Below are 20,146 nucleotides of genomic sequence, written 5' to 3' on the forward strand. Positions count from 1 at the left end.
TCAGGGTTTTTAGGTTAAAAAATGGGGGTGATCATAGGGCGGAGGTGGATCAGAGAACGGCTTCGAAGAAGGCCCTGTTCTTGGGAAGGTCTTCGGCGACAACGCGGATGGTTGTACCCGTTAGACTGGGGTTCGCCACCTGGGTGGTGTAGATCCAGTCGTACCCGGTAGTTTCATCCATTTGGGCATCGCCTTCTTCCAGGATGCTGCCGTCGGGGGCGATGAGAGTGAAGCGCACGCTGGTTACGCGGAAGTTATCGATCGCCTCAATGAAGAGAGGTTGACCGGGTTGTCCCTTGTAAGCGTCGGCGCGGAGGTCACCAACTTCAGGACCTTTGTAAGCATCGAGGAAGGCCACGTTGAAGGCGGTTTGGTTCCCCCTGCGCCCATCGGCATACTGCAGCATCAGGTCGGGGTTGGTGTTACTCATACGGGCATAAATAGAAGCCCGTTGGAATTTTTTCTGGAGCTGCAGCATATTGGGGGGAACGGGAACGCCAGGATCGCGGCGTTTGGGCAGGGAGGCGATGATAGATTTATCGCCGCGGGTTTTCATTACATACTGCTTTCCTACTTTACCTCTGTAGTTTTTGGTAAGCATGTTGTTGGTAGTGGATGACATGGGAAAAGTTTTTAAGCGTTACGAAGATGGATTGTGTCATTCGTGCCAGCTTACCGCGGAGAATGCGAAGAAAAGGGGCCTTGCCTGGGCAAAAACGAGTCATTCGTGCTATACGGGGGGGTGCTATTCGTGACAGTTCACCTGGGTTTTCCCGTACTCTGGAAGGGGTTTCTATAGGGTTTTTGCAGGGTTTTGCCAGAGTTTTTAAGGACTATCCAGGCACTCTCTCGGCACTCTCACGGCAGTCTGGCGGGGTTTATCTGTGCCAATCCATTTCCAACCTAACCATCACCGGTACTGGAAGACTTTGCGGGGCCACATCTCCCGCGCTGTCATGTGGCTGTCCAGGGTGGGTTAGGAAAGGTTGGTGGGGGATCGGGTATCAGGCAGGGAGGAGAAAAAAGCAATTCAGGTTAAGGGTGGGGACGGCACCATAAGTGTCGCGTCTCAAAAGAGGGTTAAGCGGTTTATTCTGGTTTTGTTTCAACAGGTAGCACCTGGCGGAAAATTTCCCCTTTTTGGTAATGATCTTACAGCGATCGCCGGACTTGCGGATAAAGATGATTGAATCAGGAGATGCTTTGAAATCAGAAGCCTTTTCTGTGATGATGATGAACTGCTTTTTCATAAAAAATAATTTAGAATAATTGATTGCTGGTTGACTGAAACAACAATAACAAGCAGCAGCAAGGATTCCAAATGAAATTCGCGGGAGGTAGAAATTAGTGCGCAGGAGGTATCAAAACTGGCGCAGGAGGTATTTTGTGGATGGTTAAAATGGGGGGGGTAGAACAAGTGGGTAGGAGGAAATGGTGTGTTTTAACGCTCCCTGAATATGGTTTTGGCTCCCTGGTTTGGGTTTTGGAGGGGTTGCTCACTTTCTGAGAACCTAATCAGCAACTTATAATTTTTCATAAATTGTTTTTTAATTATTAACTCAATTGGCAGATATAGTGAAGAAAATTACCTCTTAGTGGTATTGTAGGAGAAGATGAAACGTTATATATTGGAATCTGTAAAGAAAAATTCTTCAAATTACCAATTGTCTTAAACAATGGACATGAGCAAAAGTGTAGTGAATACTCATTGATTTTTTTTCAGTACGATCAATTCTACTCTGCACAAATGCACAGCAGGGTATTTAAATGAGAAATTTCGCAATGTTTAAAACATAATATTTTTAATAGGGAATAAAAATAATTCATGGCTTCGTTTATCTTAAAAATTAAATAGTTGGATGAAAGTTAAAATCAATTAAAATTTAATAAAAATGTCGGACGAACAAAAAGTTAAATATTTAAACACTCTTGAAAAATTAAGACAAAGTATTGGGGGGTGTTTTGGAAGTGAAGATGGCATCTTTGCTGGCCATCCTGCGGATGAAGAAAGAGCGAAGGTCATTAGAAAAGACGCGGAGGGAATAGGCGTCCGCCTTGTTGAAATGCAGGAATTAGTACTTGGCTATTTATATAGGCGCCAATATCAAGCGGAGCATATCAAGACCCAAACTGATGCAGCAACAAAGTTTTTCGAGAAAAAGTTAAAGTAAAAATTTAGTTCTTTACTCAAGCTTCGGCTCGGTGTTGGACGTCATAAATGGCCCCGCCTGCGGAATCCTTAATCATTATTATACACAATAAACTAGATGTATATTCAAATCTTCACACAATAACTCGTTGACGCAATCAGTTTAAATGAACTTTCCATCTTTAAAACATAGAAACATAAACAACTGCTTCGAATACCAAAATTTTGAATCCAAATAAATTCCTAGCCAGAATTTAAACGTATTATTTTAACTGGTAAAACGGTACAGGTAAAACGACCATCTTAAATAGAATTGCATTCCAGTTTATTGAGCATAATAATGATCGCAATAAAGTGCAAGATATACAATACCTAAAAATAAAATGGAAGTTAATAGCCGCATACACTTTTTCAAACTTGAATGCGGCAATTAGATGATTATTGAGACATTGATATATATTTTTTAGTGGGTCAGATGAAAGCTGTAAACACAGCAAATCGTCTTAATATTTTAAACAATAGGCATGAAAAAGATACAAAGCTGGGTTCGGCTGGTGTTAGGCCTGAAATTCAGAAGAAGTATGAGTTTTTCCTTCACTAAATTATTGATTGGTTAGACGGTCCTGTTGGATCGTCTCTTAAACATCAAAATGAGAATAAGATTCGACTACACTTATCCAGAAAATCTTCATTTGCAAAGTTAATGAGATCATCGGAAGCTTTATCAATAAAGTACCTGCACATATCCTAGATTGATTTAAAGACTTTATAAAAAGCTGCGTCCATAATAGCGGCTGACGAATAAATGATAAGTAGTAATTCATTCAGAGTAATTATAAAACAATTAATAATATGATTATAAAGAGGCTAAAGACGAAAAATTATCGAAGCTTAGAAAATTTAGAGATCAGCTTTAACCCATTCTATAATGCCCTTTCTGGGAAAAACAACTCTGGAAAATCCAATATTATAAGAGCTCTTTTAGCGTTCTTAACATATGATTTTAGATTTTTAAGAGATTACTCAGAAAATGTTATTCATTATGCTAGTGATTATCCTAACTCAAAAAGGAAAGACAAAACAAAAGAAGAAATTTATGTTGAAATTGAACTTGAGTTGGATGAATCAAACGATGCTGGGTTATTCAAGTTTATAAAAGAGCTGATATTTAAGGATGAAACAGAATTTAGTAATTCGAAGGAAACCTTAAGAATTATTGCGATTGTGGAAGCTGAACAAAAAGATTTAAAGATCAAAACAATTTTTGGAAATCACGAAATTTCAGATGAATATAAGCGGGAAGAATTATTAAATAGGTTAAGAGGTTCCGGTTCAGTATTATTTCATAATTCAACGGAAAATGATCCAATTTTTCTAAGAAGAGCTAGAAGGGATAATCTAATTTCATATATTGGTAAGGAGGATAGGACAGAGATTACTAAAAGAAAAGAAAGTTTAGAAAATGAAGTAAAAAAATTACTTAAAAAACATCAAACGCAGTTTAGTTCTTTACTAGGAAGACTAGAAGACAAGTATGATGTTTCCCTTGGTATTTCAAGCTTAAATATTGAAAGGGAGAGTGTAGAAATATCATTGAAAGAAAAAGGGATTGAAGTTTCATTAGACGATTGGGGAAGTGGAACTAAAAATAGAACCTTGATACTTTTAAATTTAATGAATGCCAAAAGAGTTCAAGAGTCTAGTTCTGTAAATGACCGCTTAACGCCAATAATTGTGATAGAAGAACCAGAAAGTTTTTTACATCCTTCTGCGCAGGCTGAATTTGGCAGAGTATTACAAGATTTAGCTTTTGAGTTTAAAATACAAATAATTGTCGCTACCCATAGTCCATATCTATTAAGTCATAAGGAGCCATCTGCTAACATTCTACTTCAAAAAAATCTATCTGCGACAGTAAAAGGTTCTGAAATAGTAAATACAAGTGGAGATAAATGGTATGAACCGTTTGCATTATCACTTGGAATTAGTGGTGATGACTTCGGTCCTTTAAAATCCACAATATTTAGCGGTTCAAGTGACATAATATTGGTTGAGGGTGAATCAGACAAAGAATATTTTGAATTATTAAAAGATGAAAAACATGGAAATTGTCGTTTGAATTTTAATGGTGAAATATTTCCATATGGTGGCGCTGGAAATATTAAGAATAATATATTATTAAGGTTTATCAAAGAAAGATTTAAGCGGTTTGTTGTTACAGTCGACCTTGATAAATTTCCTGAAGTTAAAAGTGCTTTTGATACCCTTGGGCTTAAGGAAAATAAAGAGTTTATAGTAATTGGAAAGAACGAAACTGGAAAAAAATGTATTGAAGGTTTAATTCCTCATAAACTATTATCACAAGTATATTCTGATAACGTAGAATTAGTCCAGAAGGCAATGGAAAATTCACCAGAAGGAAAAAATTGTCGAAATCATTTAAAGACTAAAATACTAGAAAAATTTAAAATAGATGGCCAGAATGATCTTAACAATTTTAACGAATTTTATCTTATGATAAAACCATTGAATAAGATATTTAAATAATTGAAATTGAAAGGTAACCTGGAACTGTACTTTCGTCAAAAAACTTTGTAGTAAAGACAATTAGTTAGAGGTTTTAGATGATATTTTGTAACAACGGGTGAATCTCCAAATCTGCAAATGCAGCTTAATGCAATGCTGCGTAGCGGAGAAAACTCAATGATAGTTCAAAAAGTAATAGGTGATCTTAATTTTTTTTCATCGTAGTTATTGATGAGCCAGCAGTTCTGGTCATATAGGCTTTTTAGGCAAACATCTATAGCTTCCCAGCCTTCCAGCTCTTTTAAAATAGAAGCGACAGTATAAATTTACCAATGCTGAGTTTATTTATTAATTATTCTAAAAACCGAACGCTAGTTAAAAGATAGTGTTACAATCAGGGGAATAAAAAAAATGGAGCAAGACTCCTCAAATTTAGGTACTTATATTCCATTAGTTTGTCACGAGCTACTTAGGGTTATTAAATAATATTTTTAGGATTTAAATCAATTTAAACAAAGTTCGAAATTCAACAATACTTAAAGAGTGCCTTGCCTCAAATAATCTTTAAGTCTTAATGATATATTAGGTGAATCCAATAATACTGTAACTATTTCATTTTTTTCTTCTACTGTCCAGATATAAGTTTCATCAGAATCTAAAAATTTATACAGTTTTTGGTTCTTGTGCATTTCTTGTAGAATTTCTACCCCGAACATCTCACCGCGAGTTATCATTTCTTCGTTATTCCCACTTTTTAAGCGTAATACCACACCTAATAGATCTATTATACCCCACAGAGAAACTGTGGCATCTTTTGCTTTTTCTAATCCTGTAGTTGATGGATCAAAACTCAAAGCATCGAAGGATTTTAGTATTCCTTTTCCAAAATATTTAGAATATTCTGGATGTGATTTGTCAGCCATACTGAAAAGAGCATTTTTTACCATTTCAACTTTCTTCCAACTCTCAGTCGGCTTATTTTTTAGCAAGTTTTCAAGTTTTTCTCTATGATAAATAATCCATAACGCCGCAGCAGCGGCAATTTGAGGGGTAGCTGAAGAAGTCCCTGCCCCGTTTATTCTAAAAGGATATCTTTTATCATTTAACGTTGCCCAGGTTGTATTTGGTGTATACGCAGCAATAGCTGATTTCATTGCACTTAAAGGTCCATAGTTTCCTTGCATGTATTCGCTATTTCCACCCATTAATTTCGTTTGTGCTTCCATGGCGTATGGTAAATGATTATATGCAACTCCAGTTGCGGCTATTACTCTATCCCAACGGGCGGGATATAATACTCTTTTTGGTGATATACTTGCTAATCCTTTAAACCAACTGTTTCCTGCTGCTGTTACGAGTACAACACCGTTTTCATAAGCCTTATTTACAACTGTTGCCCAGGCTTTTGTAGGTGCTCCAGCCATTGACATACTGATTACTTCACATCCTTGATTTATTGCATACTCTACAGCATCTACAAAACCACTCGTTCTAATCAATGCTACGGTGTCGCATATTCTAATAGGGATTATTTCAGCAAAAGGAATAGCACCAAATTCGCCTTTGTAACTTTGAGTTGAAATCCGAATGTCTACATTTTTTCCTCCTAAAATTGCGATTGTAGCTGTACCATGTCCATTTTGTTCAGCAATAGTTCCTGTGCTTATGTCAATTGCGGCTTGATTTGTTTCACCATTAATAAAACTAATTCCTTTAGGTGTTTCAAAACCTTCTGGTAGTGCAGGATGTCCTGGTTGATAACCAGTGTCAATTATTGCAATTTTTATTTTGCAATTTTCTATTCCTACTTTTCTTATTACCGCTTCTTTAGCTTTTCGCAATTGAGAAAAGTTTTCGTTTAAATGCCAAACCAAATTGTCATATATTTCTTTAGGCTGAGGCCAATTTTGCAAATAATCATTTTCTAATGATTTTGTTTTAATACCATACTTATGGACTTCAAATAACTTTGATTCTAGATTAGGTTCAATATATTCCTTTGAGAGAGAAATATCTAAATGATTATGTGCAATATCCCAGTCATTGGTTCGACTTTTATTTATTAAAACTTTATCTTTAATTACATGTCCGTTGTTATTTAATAGGTCCATAATTATATTTTGTGAAGGTAGTTTTTAATGAAGTCTAACATTTTATCGGCATCATATTCTTCTTTAACAGTTTTTGAATTATTATTCACTTCAGTACTTTGTTTGGTCTTATCCTTATCATTACTTGTTGATCCCAATTTCTTACTCCAACCTTTATTACTATCAATTTCATTGATCAAGTCACTTTTAGGGTTTATTTTATGAACCCTTTCTTTGTCGATGGATTTATATATATCATCTAAACCAGGCTTGTTCTTTTGAATATATTCTTCAAAATTATTTTTGTCATAATTTTCTTCTAAGCTTGCTTTTTTTGACTGTTCTGTAATTGTCTCCTGAAAGTAATCCCTTGGTTTCCATTCTCCGTTTTTACATACATGGTATTTATGATTTAGATTTATAGCTTCAGTAAGGATTGGATTTTGATGATGCTTAAATTTCTGAATTCTGTTAGGAACTTCAATCAAGACATGGTATATTAAATCTAAAACACTTACGTACTCTCTTAGAGGAGAATAAAATCCATTTAGGACTTCTAAAGCAACTTCAGTAAACAGGCTATATTTTGCATTAGGAAGTATTACAGAAGTTTCATTATCATCACATGAAGAAACAAAAACACGACCTTTCCCAGACTTTAGCTTTTCTTGAAGGGTTCTATTTGAACACATTGTCATTTCCCCCCCTTTTGTCTTCAGACCACCTTTTTTTATTCCTCCAGCATGACAACAATCTAGCATGACTAATATTCTTTTAGCTTTGATATTTTCAATTTTTTCAGAAAATATATCGCCATTTAACATTGTTTTTTCCTTGTTATTGTAATCCCCTCCATAGGTAACTAAATAGTAATCATAATCATTGCTGGTTGCTATGGGAAATCTTTGCCCATGTCCAGAATAATAAATGAATACTGTAGCATCTATTGTTTCTTCACTTTTTTTTATGATCTCATCAAAAGCATTGATAATATTATCTCTTGTGCTTTTGTGGTCAGTTAAATAATAGGTGTGTAAGGGATTATATGCTCCTTTTGTTGTCAAAACATTGTGAATAGCTTCTGCATCTTTCACTGTTTCCGGAATGTCCGTACCTCCAACACCAATTATTAAAGCGAAGAAGTTATCCATAGTTAAGAAGTTTAAAAATATACAACAATAAATTAATGAAATAGTGATGTTAATTTAATGGACTACTAATCATGGGTAATGGGTTCATTTGCTTTTAGTCTTCTCATTATAATTTTCGAAACTATTTTTCCTACTGTTTGAGCAACATCTTCACCATACTTTTGGCCATTTATATGGTAGTATCCCCGGATATGGCAGTATTCATGAGCTAAATGAGCAGCATATTTTACAGATGCATACCATGATTTTGTTGTTTGATTTAAATACCAACTCCGAGTAGTTACTTTAAATTTGCCATAACTTGATTTTCCAATTTGATCATTTGGGTCAAATATGCTTTCCTTTAATGGTAATTTTTTTATTATTATATCTAATGTGGTATCAGAAAATTTATTTAAAGAATCATAAACTTGTGGTCCAAGCAGTTCACTACATTCAGTTCGCCGGGATGAGTGTAGATTTGTACATTTGAATTTGAACTTGGAGAGAGATTCTTTAAATTCTTCAGTTGATAAAATAAAACTTACAATCTTCAGGGCCTCTATAGTTGTATCCTTAAAGTTTTTTATATTACTTGTATAATTATTAAGTCTTAAGGTTATCTGTGCATCTGCATTTAGTGATTCTACTAAGTAGAAGATAACTATTAATGAAGCCAATTTCATTTGCAAATTATTTTTGGTTAAATTATTAAAACGTAATACATATTGTTTTATGAAGGTTTGTCTTGTTTTCCATTAGTATCACTTACTTTATTGGACTGCCTTGAAAGAATAGTATATCCAAGTCCAAAAGATATCCACGGTTTTCCTTGATACTGCCAATTAATTTTTTCTTTCTTTGAAATGTAATCAAGGCCTGAAAATAAGCCGATCTGAACATTGTTGAATTCAAAAACAATTCCGAGAGATGGTGTCAGCGCTGGTCTATCAGTTGAGGTAATTATTTGCCCTTTTGTTGAGAAACTGTCAAGAGTAACTGATGTAATGCCAAAGCCCAGTAGTAAATTTAAATGATTGTCGGAATATTTTGATGCTCTAAACTTTGCTCCAATGCTTGGACCAATTGTAAAATCTTTTGAGAAATCAAATTTATTAAAACGCATCTTTACAGGAACTATAACTGTCCCCGCAGTAAACACAGGTGCCCATCTTCTATATCGTTTAATGGCTTTTGCGTTGAAGTCTTTATTAGCTAAACGGAAGTATTTTTTTCTTTCTTTTGATGAATCAACATAATTAAATTCTAATGCTTTTTTATTTGATCTTTCCCAATTCCAATTCCAGAATTTTATTATGCAATATTCTTCATTTTGGTCAATTAATGTGAATATCGAATTTGAGGGAGCGGTCTGAACTTTTGCATTATCAATAATTTTACCTGTAATATCGCATTCCCAAATAGGTGCCTCAACTCTTAACGTATAATTAAAAGTATGTGATATACGGTCATCATTAGATGATGGTAACTGTCCAACTATGTTAATACTAAAAGTGATTAATATTAGGAATAGCCATCCGCAAATAAAATATTTCATTTCAATTGATTTATTTTATAAATATTGAGTTTTCTACCAAAAGAAGTGTAAGCTTGGTATGGGGTGGACTTAGTGGTATTCTGACACTCGAAAAGGCGCCTTAATTTTAATCGCAATTATATATATTATACAACTCGCTGACTAAATGATAGGTTGTTTTAAAAGATGGGTTGTGGCTAAAACTTATGCTAATTTATAAGGTTAATGATATATTAGCAATACCCTAAAGTGGTAATTTTTATGAGTACGTATTCAATAGTATTTTTTCATTTAGGTTATAGCAATCTGATCTAACCACCAACATTCTTGCTGAAAAAACTAAACTTTAATTTTATAGGCACTATCTGATCAATATTTTTACAAGTTTCCATTTCCCCCTTTTCCAGTTAACTTAGTGATTCTCAAAATCTGCCAGAGCAAACCATCTATAATCATGATCAAATCGATTCTTCTTGCCATAGCCCTATCCATCACTGTGGGGGCATCTGCCCAAACCAGCAAAGCCAAAGAAAACTGGGTCAAACTCTTCAACGGCAAAGACCTCAGCGGCTGGAAACAACTTGGCGGCAAGGCGAAATATATTGTGGAGAAAGGAGAGATCGTGGGTACCACCGTTGTAGATGAACCCAACTCATTCCTCGCTACCGATAAGAACTACGACGATTTTATCCTGGAACTGGAATTCAAGGTTGACCCGCGCATGAACTCGGGCATACAGTTCCGCAGTGAGAGCAAGCCGGAATACCAGAACGGTCGCGTGCATGGCTACCAGATGGAGATAGATCCTTCTGCCCGCGCCTGGAGCGGTGGCATCTATGATGAAGGCCGCCGCCTCTGGCTCTATACCCATGAATACAATGAGCCGGCTAAAAAGGCCTTCCGCAATAATGAATGGAATCGCTATCGCATTGAATGTATCGGCAATACTGTCCGCACCTGGGTGAATGGCATCCCCGCCGCCCACCTCGTGGATGACCTTAAAACCACCGGCTTTATCGCCCTGCAGGTGCACAGCATCGGCAAACCCGAAGAGGCCGGCAGGCAGATCCGCTGGCGTAATATCCGGATCCAGACCAGCAACCTAAAGCCATCTCCCGAAACCGGCATCTTCGTGGTGAACCTTGTTCCAAATGCACTCACCGATGCCGAAAAGAAGAACGGTGTTAAGCTGCTCTGGAATGGCATCAATACGGATGGCTGGCGTGGCGCCTACAAAAAAGCTTTCCCTGAAAAGGGATGGAAGATAGAAGAGGGCATGCTTCGCGTGATGCCTGCCGGTGGAGGTGAATCAACCAACGGCGGTGATATAGTGAGTGAAGAAATGTTTAACGCTTTTGAACTGCAGTTTGATTTCCGGTTCACGGAAGGCGCTAATAGCGGCGTGAAATATTTCGTGACTGAGCAGGAACAGAATTCAGGCTCGGCCATAGGCCTTGAATACCAGATCCTCGATGATGCAAAACATCCCGATGCCAAAGAAGGAGTGGTGGGTAACCGAACCATCGCTTCCCTCTATGACCTGATCCCTTCGCTCAAACCCGGGCAGGCCATTAAGAAGCCCGGCGAATGGAACCGCGGTATGATCCGCGTTCATCCTGATAACCGCGTGGAGCATTTCCTGAATGGTTATAAGGTGGTGGAATACCAGCGCGGCACACCTATCTACCAAGCCCTGGTGGCAAGGAGCAAATATGCAGTATGGCCTAATTTCGGGATGGCAGAAAAGGGGAGGATACTGCTGCAGGATCATGGCAACGCGGTGGACTTCAGAAGTATCAAGATCCGTCAACTGTAAATGCACCGATTTGAAGACATCTAACAAGCCCGTATATGCGCTGGAGCAGACCATGCGATGGTTCGGTCCCGCTGACCCTGTGAGCCTTCATGATATCAGGCAGGCCGGCTGCAGTGGCGTGGTTACCGCCCTGCACCATATCCCCAATGGAGAAGTGTGGACCAGGGCTGAGATAAGGAAAAGAAAAAAAGAGATCGAAGCGGCGGGACTGCAATGGTCGGTGGTGGAAAGTGTTCCCGTGCATGAGCAGATCAAAACGCGGAGCGGGAGCTGTGAAAAATATATCGCCAATTATATCCGCTCTATACAGAATCTTGGGGAAGCGGGGATCAATATCGTTACCTATAATTTTATGCCGGTGCTCGACTGGACCCGCACCGACCTGGCCTATACCGTGGAAGATGGAAGCAAGGCACTTCGTTTTGAGAAAGCAGCATTTGTTGCCTTCGATTGTTTTATGCTGCAACGCCCAGGGGCAACCGAAGAATACAGTCCCGCCACTATTCAACGTGCTGAAGATCGTTGGCTGCGAATGTCAAAAGAAGAAAAGCAGATCCTGCAGCGTAATATCATTGCCGGTTTACCCGGCAGTGAGGAGTCTTTCACCCTGCAGCAATTCAGGGAGGCGTTGGAACCATATAAAGGCATAGATGCAAATGCGCTTCGTGCCAACCTGGTTTACTTTTTACAGAAGGTCATTCCCGCTGCTGTTGCGGCAGGTGTTCGCATGGCCATCCATCCCGATGACCCGCCATATCCGATACTTGGATTGCCACGCGTGGTGAGTACTGCGGCAGATATCAGGGCGCTGGTGAAGGCCGTTCCCTCGCTGAGCAACGGACTCTGTTTTTGCACCGGCTCCTATGGCGTTCGGGAAGACAATGAGCTGCCGGCCATGGTGAAGGAATTTGGTAAGCGCATCCACTTCTTCCACCTCCGCAATACACGCCGCAATGAGTGGGGCGATTTCTATGAAGACAATCACCTCGATGGTGATGCCGATATGTATGCCGTGATGAAAGAGATCGTGCTGTTGTTGAAACGCCGCAAGCAATCCATCCCTATGCGGCCCGACCATGGTCACCAGATGCTGGATGACCTGAAGAAGAAAACCAATCCAGGTTATTCTGCAATCGGCAGGCTGCGGGGACTGGCAGAGTTACGCGGACTTGAACTGGGCACACGCAGAGGGTTGGAGGAGAAATAAAATAAAAGCACATGCAAGGATTGATCAGGAAAAATTTCCTCCTGCAAAACAAGCAGGCCGAAAGACTATACCACGATTATGCGGCGGGGCTCCCCATCGTTGATTACCACTGCCATCTGCCGCCGCAGGAAATTGCGAGCAATAAACATTTCACCGACCTCACAGAGATCTGGCTGAAGGGGGATCACTACAAGTGGCGGGCGATGCGTGCCCTTGGCGTGAGGGAAGAACTGATAACCGGTGCCGCCAGCAATGAAGAAAAATTTCTTGCCTGGGCTGCTGCGGTTCCCAATACCGTTAGGAATCCATTGTTTCACTGGACGCAGATGGAATTGAAAAATCCTTTTGGCGTAGATGCTTTTTTGAACAGTGATACGGCTCCTGAAATATATGCGCATTGCAATGCGCTGCTGGCAGAACCCGGCTTCTCTGTGAAGGGACTCCTCGAGCATAACAGGGTAGTGCTGGTAGGTACAACCGATGATCCCTGCGATGCCCTTCAATACCACCAGCAACTGCAAGGTCAGGGCAACTCCTTTGTGGTGCGGCCATCATTTCGTCCCGACCCCGTGTTGAATATCGCCGATAAAGAAAGTTTTCTTGCCTATAAGCAGCGGCTGGAATTGGCGAGTGGAATCAGTATCACCAACATGGAGAGCTTACTGAGCTCGCTGCAAGAGCGGGTGCAGCATTTCCACCAGCATGGTTGTAGGATTTCAGATCATGGACTGGTGCAGATGCCAACCTTACCAGCATCCCTAAGCGCAGTTGAAAAAGACTTTTCGACATTTCTCAATAGAGCCGATTTCCAGATGCCTGATGCAGATGCCTTTGCGGGTTATGTGCTGTTGCATCTTTGTAAATTTTACCATACCAAAGGATGGGTGCAGCAGTTCCATCTTGGTGCCATCCGTAACCTGAACAGCAGGCTGCGCAGCAGGCTGGGGGCTGATAGCGGGGTTGATTCTATTGGGGATGATGCGCAGGCAATGCGACTGGCGCGTTTCCTCGATGCGCTTGATAGTGAGGATAAATTGTGCAGGACCATACTCTATAACCTGAACCCCGCGCTCAACGAAGTATTTGCTGCCATGACGGGCAACTTCAATGATGGCTCGGTGGCAGGGAAGATCCAGTATGGATCGGCCTGGTGGTTCCTTGACCAGAAAGATGGAATCGAGAAGCAATTGAATACGCTCTCTAATTTGGGTGTGCTCAGTACATTTATTGGCATGACCACCGATAGCAGGAGTTTCCTTTCCTATTCGAGACATGATTATTTCAGAAGGATCCTCTGCAATCTGATAGGCCAGGAAATGGAACAGGGAACGCTGCCCGATGATGATCAGTGGATGGGATCTATCGTGCGCAAGATCGCTTTCAGCAATGCGCGGGACTATTTTTCTGTTTAGTGCTGTCGCTTCTTTATACTTGCGAATACAAGATCATTCAGAAATGAAATGATCTCCGCTTCCTGTTTTGATTTTCCGAAATCAGTGAGGGAGGGGAGATGGTGCATAAAGAAATTCTGGAAATGCGCCATCTCAATAATGGTGGATGCCAGTGATTTCGGGTATTTATAGTCCGGAGAGCATTCAGAAATAATATTCCCAATTACTTCGCATACATCTTTATAAGGCTTGAAGAACTGTTGTTTATTGTCTTCACTCACCTGCTTGGTGAGGTATGCTTTGGAGCCTTCTGAAATGATGATCTTGTGCAGCAGCGCTTCATTGATATGACTGGTGCGCTCATCATCTTCCACCGCCGCGGCAAGCAGGTCGATCACTTTTTTTAATCGAACCGTAGGGTCCTTGATATTATTGGTTTGAAATCTTATCTGGAATTCAAGCCATCCCCAGTACCATGCTGTGAGGTAAACAAGGAGCTTATGCTTGTTCTCGAAGTAGCGGTAGATACCCGCTTCTGTTGTGCCGATCAGTTCTGCCAGTTTCCTGAAGGTGAAAGCTTCAAAGCCGATCTTGTCTATCAGCTCCACACTATGTGAAAGGATGTTGCGGCCCAGCTCCGAACTCTCCGGGTTGCGGAGATAGAGGGCCTCATTCATACTTATTTGCAATTCAATTTTCATGATGGGTGAGCCCGAGGCTATAGGGCAAATCTAGTGAATATATGTTTACATTTATTTATGATAGTAATACTATTATTTTAAACGATTTCGCTATTTTTGTAACCATCAAAAAAGCAAGAATGAAAACGCTTACAAAAGAAATGCAGGCTGCCATCACACCCGCCATGGCATTGGATCTGCTCAAAGAAGGTAATAAGCGATTTGTCAGCAACCTTAAAGTGAATCGCAATCTTCTTCAGCAGGCCAATGAAACCTCTGACGGGCAGCATCCCTTTGCTGTGATCCTGAGCTGCATCGATAGCCGCACCTCGGCAGAGCTGATCTTCGACCAGGGGCTTGGTGATATCTTCAGCGTTCGGATTGCCGGTAATATCATCAACGAAGACATTCTTGGCTCCATGGAGTTCGGCTGCAAGGTGGCCGGATCAAAGATCATCGTGGTACTTGGACATACCAAGTGCGGTGCCATCAAAGGTGCATGTGACCATGTGGAGATGGGTAATCTTACCGCCCTGCTTTCCAAGATACAGCCAGCGGTAGAAGCAGAAACAACAGTGAGGGATAACCGCAATTCAGGCAATGCCGAATTCGTTGAAAAAGTTGCCAGTCTGAATGTGAAGCGCACGGTGCAGGCCATCATGGAGCAGAGTCCGATCCTGCGTGAGATGATCGAGAACGGAGAGGTGGGTATTATTGGCGGAACGCATGATATTGCCACCGGTGTGGTAAGTTTCTACCCCGAGACAAACTTTGAACCTGCACATAAGGAAGTTGCGGGAGCTTTCAATTTATAGTGCAGTTAGCAGGGCATTTGTTATTTGAATAAATTTGGGTAAGATTCCCCTGCATGAAATATAAACTTGAAAAACCTGTTCATGGTAGCATTGGTACCGAAAAGTACCAATGCACCATCGAATGGCGTAACGGGCAATTCATTTCTGATGAGCCCCTTTCCAGTGGTGGTAAGGATACCGGTCCAGATCCCTTCACACTCTTACTCTCCTCGCTGGCCTCCTGCACGCTGATAACCCTGCGGATGTATATTGAACGTAAGGGACTTGATATTCCCAGCATCGCCGTTAATACCAATCTCTACCAGAGCACCAAGGATGGTCAACTGGAAACGATTATCGACAGGGATATTTTGTTTACCAGTCCGGTTGACGAAGAAGTAAAGATCAGGCTGCAGCAGATCGCTGATCTATGCCCGGTTTCCAAATTACTCATGAACCAGGTAAAGGTGAGGACCTTTATTTATAAAGAGGGGGATACCGTTACCATCAACTATGCCAATGAAAATATAACCGTGGTATGGCGACCTAAGTTCTGCCAGCATTCTACGCGTTGCTGGGCACAGCTTCCGACGGTGTTCAAGCCTAACCAGAAGAAATGGATCGATCCGGATGGGGCAGCGCCTGAGCGGATAGAGGAGCAGGTGAGGAGATGCCCTTCCGGTGCTCTTGAATTTAAATATAACCGACCGGATGATTCTATTATGGATGCGATTTAATCCCCAAAAAAACCTGCATGGAATCCACAAATAATGGTAGCTGGGTGATCGATCCGGTGCATAGTAAAATAAGGTTTGAATCAAAATATTTACTACTCACTTCTGTAACAGGTTGGTTCAATGAGCTGGAAGGAAGCGTGGTTACGGGAACTGATAATTTTGAAGCCTGCAGTATCTCGCTGCTGATCTATACCAACTCGCTCACCACACAGAATGAAACCCGCGATGAGCATCTTCGCTCTCCTGATTTTTTTGATACTGAACGTTTTCCTACCATCCGTTTTCAATCAACCGAAGTAAATTCCGTGGAGGGGCGCCTGGTAGTTAGCGGGGATCTTACCATAAAAGGTGTAACTAAACAGATCAGCTTTGATGCCGGATTCCTGGGCACGGTGAATGATCCTTATGGCAATCGCAAAGCGGGCTTTACCCTAAACACCACGCTTAACCGAAAAGATTTTGACATCAGCTGGAATAAATATTTTGACCAGGAGGGGATCCTGTTATCGGATGAGGTTACTATAGTGGCTGATCTTCAACTCATGAAACTAAGCTGACGGCCATGCAGGTGTCCAAACAAAATATTCATCCCACGCTGGAATTCAACAGGCTCGAGGTGAATGTACCTTTTGAGATCCATACCATGGAATGGATTGAGCAGAACCGCAAGGAGCAGAATGCTATTCCCCACCGTCATAATTATTTTACCATCATCTGGGTTCGGCATGGAAAGGGTGTGCACCTGCTCGACCTCGAGAAAATGGCGATAGAAGATGGATCGGTGTATTTTATCAGTCCCGGCAGCGTACACCAGCTCACGGTTGACGGCGAGGTAGATGGTTATGTTATCTCCTTTACCCCCGATTTCCTGCCATCCTTCTATCCTTACGGTTATGCACCCGTGATAAAAGTGGATAAGGAAGTTGAAGCCGATATGGAGGAAGCGGTGGCAAAAATGATGCGAGAATTCAGCAACTATTATTTATTACGCTCAGAGATACTGCGAGGGTTCCTTCAGATCTTCCTGATCTACCTCACGCGGAATTTCGAAAGCAATCCGGCTGCGCTTAACCAACCCCGTAATTATGAAACCGTAAAGGCTTTCCTTACCCTTATCGACCAGCATTATACGAGGCTGCGGCAGGTGAGTGATTATGCAAAGGAGCTGGTGGTAACGCCCAATTACCTGAATGAGCTGGTGAAGAAGATCACGGGGCATCCTGCCAGCTATCATATACAGCAAAGGATCATCCTGGAGGCGAAGCGGCTGGTGCGCTATTCGAATCATTCACTCAAGGAGATCGCCTATGAGCTGGGCTTTGAGGATGCAGCACATTTCAGCAAGTATTTCAAGAAAGCATCGGGACAAAACTTCAGCGATTATAAGCGTCAGCTCTGACCTGCCCCGGCCGCTAAAGAAAACCGTAAATTGTACATCAATTTCCCTGATTTCACTATTCTCCACCGCTGGAAAACAGGCGAAATTTGCAGTATTCAAAACAAGATTATGGAAAACAATATTTTAGGACTACATCATATAACCGCGATAGCAGATAATGCCCGCAGGAACCACCATTTCTACACCAAGGTACTGGGACTGCGGATGGTAAAGAAGACAGTGAATTTTGATGATCCGGGTACCTACCATTTCTATTATGGAGATGAACAGGGTAGTCCGGGTACCATCCTTACCTTCTTCCCATGGGAAGGCATCGGCGCTGGCAGAACCGGTAATGGCATGGCCACAGATATAGGTTATTCTGTTCCGGGTGGAAGCCTTGATTTCTGGGCAGGCCGTTTCAAGGAATTCAATATCGCCCAGGAGGAAGTGAAGGAAAGATTTGGCGAGCAGTTTCTTTCGCTGCGTGATCCGGATGGATTGAACCTCGACCTTATAGTACCGGCGCATACAGATGACCGTGCACCATGGGTAACAGGAGAGGTGAGCAATGATGTTGCCACAAGAGGATTTCACAGCATAACCCTTACCGTTAGGAAGCTGGATCCAACTGCTGCAATCCTTACGGATATATTGGGATACAGTTTAGAAGCGCAGGAAGGAAACCGCTATCGTTTTAAAACCAATACGGTGGAGAATGCTGCGATAGTTGATATACTTGAAGACAGTGAAGGCAGGCCGGGCGTTAATGCTGCAGGAACCAATCACCACGTTGCTTTCAGGGTAAAAGATGATAATATATTAATGGATTATCGCGAGAGGATCGCGAGGAAGGGATATAATATCACGCCCAAGATAGACCGTGATTATTTCTACTCTTTGTATTTCCGCGAGCCCGGTGGTGTGTTGTTTGAGCTGGCAACTGATAATCCCGGTTTCACCAGGGATGAACCATTGGAAACATTGGGAAGCAGCCTGAAATTGCCTAAGCAGTATGAACCCGCGAGGGCAAGGATAGAAGCGGTTTTACCCGTTCTGTAAATTATTAAGAGCGCATCAAAATAAAGCTCATGAGTGCACTGATCACAGGAATACATCATGTTACGGCTATCGCCGGCAGTACGCAAAGAAATATTGATTTCTATGCCGCTATACTTGGATTAAGACTGGTCAAGAAGACAGTGAATTTTGATGCGCCGGAAGTGTATCATTTCTATTATGGTGATGATGCCGGCAATCCCGGATCCATACTTACCTTCTTTCCTTATGAGGGATTGGTAAATGGCCGGCACGGTAAGGGCATGCTCAATACTACCAGTTTTTCTCTGCCGCTGGAGGCACTTGATTACTGGCAGGAAAGACTCAAAAGATTTGATGTGGCTTTTAAGTCGCCGCGGGAGCGTTTTGGGACGGAGCTGGTGATCTATTTTGAAGATGATGATGGACTGGGATTGGAATTGGTATTTACTGATACAGATACAAGAAAGGGAAATAGCTCAGGACCTGTTCCTGCTGCGATGGCAATAAGGGGATTGTATAATGTAGAGATATGGGAAGAGGGATATGAGCGGACTGCCGGTATACTGACCCAGCAGCTGGATCATGTGCTGGTGGCGGAAAGCGGTAACCGGTTTCGGTTTGCTGCAAATAAATCGCCCGGCAATTATGTGGACATCATTTGTTCTCCCGATAGTTTGCGCGGACTGGCAGGAAGTGGCACCGTTCACCATCTTGCCTTTGCAACGCCAGACGCTGCAAGCCTCCAGGCTATCCGCAACAGGATCATGCCACTCAAGTCAAATATAACGCCGGTGCTTGACCGAAAATATTTCTCCTCGGTATATTTCCGCGAGCCGGGAGGAGTGCTGTTTGAAGTAGCTACTGCGAGTCCGGGTTTTAGCGTGGATGAATCCATGGAAACATTGGGTGAGCATTTGCAGCTACCCGAACAGTTTGAAACAAGAAGAGCGGAATTAGAAAACAAATTAATACCCATCAGGGTTAACTACGAACAATTTAAATAAGATGCATAAGAAGAATATAGTAAGCGCAGGCAAACCACTGCCTGCGACCGATAAAGTTTTGGTACTGCTTCATGGAAGAGGAGGCAGTGCAGAAGATATATTGGGATTGGCGGATCATTTGTCAGTAAAGGATTTCGCCCTTCTGGCACCGCAGGCCACCAATAACAGCTGGTATCCTTATTCGTTTATGGCGCCGGTTGAGCAGAATGAACCATGGCTCTCTTCAGCCTTATCACTATTGGAAGATCTGGTAAAAGAATTGAAGGCAAGCGGTAAGAAAGAAGAGAATATTTTCTTCGGCGGGTTCTCACAAGGTGCTTGTCTGACGCTGGAATTTGTTACAAGGAATGCAGCCAGGTATGGCGGGGTAATTGCGTTCACGGGTGGACTGATAGGCGAGAAGATCAATCCCGAAAACTACAAAGGCGATTTTGCCGGCACACCTGTATTCATCGGTACCAGCGATCCCGATATGCATGTTCCTGTTGCAAGGGTTTATGCGAGTTCCAATATTCTGCGTGATATGAATGCGGCGGTGGTGGAGAAGGTGTATCCGGGAATGGGGCATACAATAAGTGGGGAAGAAGTTTTGGAAGCGAACAAGCTTTTGGAAGCGAGAGTTTGAGTAATGGAGGGATGGAGGGATGGAAGGGAGTGATGGAGTGA

At 41.6% G+C, this 20,146-nt stretch carries 19 protein-coding genes; 12 read left to right on the top strand and 7 right to left on the bottom strand.

The window, feature by feature from the left end; translation table 11 throughout:
- Positions 1-49: 49 nt before the first annotated feature.
- The gene (locus V6M43_RS17650) at positions 50-622 is read right to left on the bottom strand and encodes a hypothetical protein (protein WP_332737598.1); all 573 of its coding nucleotides are present in this window, start codon (positions 620-622) and stop codon (positions 50-52) included.
- Positions 623-1,004: 382 nt separating this feature from the next.
- Positions 1,005-1,250 (bottom strand): hypothetical protein, encoded by a 246-nt coding sequence (locus V6M43_RS17655; protein ID WP_332737600.1) that lies wholly within the window; start codon positions 1,248-1,250, stop codon positions 1,005-1,007.
- Positions 1,251-1,892: 642 nt separating this feature from the next.
- Between V6M43_RS17655 and V6M43_RS17660 the strand changes: the two genes are divergently transcribed.
- On the top strand, positions 1,893-2,171 hold the full coding sequence (locus tag V6M43_RS17660) for a hypothetical protein (RefSeq protein ID WP_332737602.1): 279 nt from the start codon (positions 1,893-1,895) through the stop codon (positions 2,169-2,171).
- A gap of 830 nt (positions 2,172-3,001) precedes the next feature.
- Complete coding sequence (locus V6M43_RS17665) at positions 3,002-4,696, top strand: ATP-dependent nuclease (RefSeq protein ID WP_332737604.1); 1,695 nt, start codon at positions 3,002-3,004, stop codon at positions 4,694-4,696.
- Positions 4,697-5,211: 515 nt separating this feature from the next.
- Here V6M43_RS17665 and V6M43_RS17670 read toward each other — a convergent pair.
- The 4 genes from V6M43_RS17670 to V6M43_RS17685 form a co-directional block, all read right to left on the bottom strand.
- The gene (locus tag V6M43_RS17670; RefSeq protein ID WP_332737605.1) at positions 5,212-6,786 is read right to left on the bottom strand and encodes a S8 family peptidase; all 1,575 of its coding nucleotides are present in this window, start codon (positions 6,784-6,786) and stop codon (positions 5,212-5,214) included.
- 2 nt (positions 6,787-6,788) lie between these two features.
- Positions 6,789-7,916 (bottom strand): caspase family protein, encoded by a 1,128-nt coding sequence (locus V6M43_RS17675; protein WP_332737607.1) that lies wholly within the window; start codon positions 7,914-7,916, stop codon positions 6,789-6,791.
- Between the two features lie 65 nt (positions 7,917-7,981).
- Complete coding sequence (locus V6M43_RS17680) at positions 7,982-8,581, bottom strand: hypothetical protein (RefSeq protein ID WP_332737609.1); 600 nt, start codon at positions 8,579-8,581, stop codon at positions 7,982-7,984.
- A 47-nt stretch (positions 8,582-8,628) separates the two neighbouring features.
- Complete coding sequence (locus V6M43_RS17685) at positions 8,629-9,453, bottom strand: hypothetical protein (protein WP_332737611.1); 825 nt, start codon at positions 9,451-9,453, stop codon at positions 8,629-8,631.
- A gap of 433 nt (positions 9,454-9,886) precedes the next feature.
- Between V6M43_RS17685 and V6M43_RS17690 the strand changes: the two genes are divergently transcribed.
- Genes V6M43_RS17690 through uxaC form a run of 3 tightly spaced genes read left to right on the top strand, consistent with a single transcriptional unit; the run spans position 9,887 to position 13,867 of the window.
- On the top strand, positions 9,887-11,248 hold the full coding sequence (locus V6M43_RS17690; RefSeq protein ID WP_332737613.1) for a 3-keto-disaccharide hydrolase: 1,362 nt from the start codon (positions 9,887-9,889) through the stop codon (positions 11,246-11,248).
- A 10-nt stretch (positions 11,249-11,258) separates the two neighbouring features.
- Complete coding sequence (uxuA, locus tag V6M43_RS17695; RefSeq protein ID WP_332737614.1) at positions 11,259-12,455, top strand: mannonate dehydratase; 1,197 nt, start codon at positions 11,259-11,261, stop codon at positions 12,453-12,455.
- Positions 12,456-12,466: 11 nt separating this feature from the next.
- Positions 12,467-13,867, top strand: a complete 1,401-nt coding sequence (gene uxaC / locus V6M43_RS17700; protein WP_332737616.1) for a glucuronate isomerase — start codon at positions 12,467-12,469, stop codon at positions 13,865-13,867.
- Here the strand turns inward: uxaC and V6M43_RS17705 are convergent.
- Positions 13,864-14,523, bottom strand: a complete 660-nt coding sequence (locus tag V6M43_RS17705; RefSeq protein WP_332737618.1) for a TetR/AcrR family transcriptional regulator — start codon at positions 14,521-14,523, stop codon at positions 13,864-13,866. The genes uxaC and V6M43_RS17705 overlap by 4 nt on opposite strands.
- A 143-nt stretch (positions 14,524-14,666) precedes the next feature.
- Here V6M43_RS17705 and V6M43_RS17710 point away from each other — a divergent pair, with 143 nt between their 5' ends.
- The 7 genes from V6M43_RS17710 to V6M43_RS17740 all read left to right on the top strand — a co-directional run bounded on the left by V6M43_RS17710 (position 14,667) and on the right by V6M43_RS17740 (position 20,105).
- Positions 14,667-15,341, top strand: a complete 675-nt coding sequence (locus tag V6M43_RS17710) for a carbonic anhydrase family protein (protein WP_332737620.1) — start codon at positions 14,667-14,669, stop codon at positions 15,339-15,341.
- A gap of 53 nt (positions 15,342-15,394) precedes the next feature.
- Positions 15,395-16,057 (top strand): (4Fe-4S)-binding protein, encoded by a 663-nt coding sequence (locus V6M43_RS17715; RefSeq protein WP_332737622.1) that lies wholly within the window; start codon positions 15,395-15,397, stop codon positions 16,055-16,057.
- Between the two features lie 17 nt (positions 16,058-16,074).
- Positions 16,075-16,614, top strand: a complete 540-nt coding sequence (locus V6M43_RS17720) for a YceI family protein (RefSeq protein WP_332737624.1) — start codon at positions 16,075-16,077, stop codon at positions 16,612-16,614.
- 5 nt (positions 16,615-16,619) lie between these two features.
- Positions 16,620-17,456: a helix-turn-helix domain-containing protein gene (locus tag V6M43_RS17725; protein ID WP_332737626.1), complete on the top strand. Its 837-nt coding sequence runs from the start codon at positions 16,620-16,622 to the stop codon at positions 17,454-17,456.
- Between the two features lie 108 nt (positions 17,457-17,564).
- On the top strand, positions 17,565-18,497 hold the full coding sequence (locus V6M43_RS17730) for a ring-cleaving dioxygenase (protein ID WP_332737628.1): 933 nt from the start codon (positions 17,565-17,567) through the stop codon (positions 18,495-18,497).
- Positions 18,498-18,526: 29 nt separating this feature from the next.
- The gene (locus tag V6M43_RS17735; protein ID WP_332737630.1) at positions 18,527-19,480 is read left to right on the top strand and encodes a VOC family protein; all 954 of its coding nucleotides are present in this window, start codon (positions 18,527-18,529) and stop codon (positions 19,478-19,480) included.
- Between the two features lies 1 nt (position 19,481).
- Positions 19,482-20,105, top strand: coding sequence for an alpha/beta hydrolase (locus tag V6M43_RS17740; RefSeq protein WP_332737632.1), 624 nt, complete (start codon positions 19,482-19,484; stop codon positions 20,103-20,105).
- Positions 20,106-20,146 lie beyond the last annotated feature (41 nt).

The sequence above is a fragment of the Flavihumibacter sp. genome (assembly GCF_036676075.1).
Taxonomy (GTDB): domain Bacteria; phylum Bacteroidota; class Bacteroidia; order Chitinophagales; family Chitinophagaceae; genus Flavihumibacter.

Bases quoted from the DNA above. Each gene is read 5' to 3' on its own strand.
- V6M43_RS17650 (WP_332737598.1), bottom strand. From the start codon at position 622: ATGTCATCCACTACCAACAACATGCTTACCAAAAACTACAGAGGTAAA.
- V6M43_RS17655 (WP_332737600.1), bottom strand. From the start codon at position 1,250: ATGAAAAAGCAGTTCATCATCATCACAGAAAAGGCTTCTGATTTCAAA.
- V6M43_RS17660 (WP_332737602.1), top strand. From the start codon at position 1,893: ATGTCGGACGAACAAAAAGTTAAATATTTAAACACTCTTGAAAAATTA.
- V6M43_RS17665 (WP_332737604.1), top strand. From the start codon at position 3,002: ATGATTATAAAGAGGCTAAAGACGAAAAATTATCGAAGCTTAGAAAAT.
- V6M43_RS17670 (WP_332737605.1), bottom strand. From the start codon at position 6,786: ATGGACCTATTAAATAACAACGGACATGTAATTAAAGATAAAGTTTTA.
- V6M43_RS17675 (WP_332737607.1), bottom strand. From the start codon at position 7,916: ATGGATAACTTCTTCGCTTTAATAATTGGTGTTGGAGGTACGGACATT.
- V6M43_RS17680 (WP_332737609.1), bottom strand. From the start codon at position 8,581: ATGAAATTGGCTTCATTAATAGTTATCTTCTACTTAGTAGAATCACTA.
- V6M43_RS17685 (WP_332737611.1), bottom strand. From the start codon at position 9,453: ATGAAATATTTTATTTGCGGATGGCTATTCCTAATATTAATCACTTTT.
- V6M43_RS17690 (WP_332737613.1), top strand. From the start codon at position 9,887: ATGATCAAATCGATTCTTCTTGCCATAGCCCTATCCATCACTGTGGGG.
- uxaC (WP_332737616.1), top strand. From the start codon at position 12,467: ATGCAAGGATTGATCAGGAAAAATTTCCTCCTGCAAAACAAGCAGGCC.
- V6M43_RS17705 (WP_332737618.1), bottom strand. From the start codon at position 14,523: ATGAATGAGGCCCTCTATCTCCGCAACCCGGAGAGTTCGGAGCTGGGC.
- V6M43_RS17710 (WP_332737620.1), top strand. From the start codon at position 14,667: ATGAAAACGCTTACAAAAGAAATGCAGGCTGCCATCACACCCGCCATG.
- V6M43_RS17715 (WP_332737622.1), top strand. From the start codon at position 15,395: ATGAAATATAAACTTGAAAAACCTGTTCATGGTAGCATTGGTACCGAA.
- V6M43_RS17720 (WP_332737624.1), top strand. From the start codon at position 16,075: ATGGAATCCACAAATAATGGTAGCTGGGTGATCGATCCGGTGCATAGT.
- V6M43_RS17725 (WP_332737626.1), top strand. From the start codon at position 16,620: ATGCAGGTGTCCAAACAAAATATTCATCCCACGCTGGAATTCAACAGG.
- V6M43_RS17730 (WP_332737628.1), top strand. From the start codon at position 17,565: ATGGAAAACAATATTTTAGGACTACATCATATAACCGCGATAGCAGAT.
- V6M43_RS17735 (WP_332737630.1), top strand. From the start codon at position 18,527: ATGAGTGCACTGATCACAGGAATACATCATGTTACGGCTATCGCCGGC.
- V6M43_RS17740 (WP_332737632.1), top strand. From the start codon at position 19,482: ATGCATAAGAAGAATATAGTAAGCGCAGGCAAACCACTGCCTGCGACC.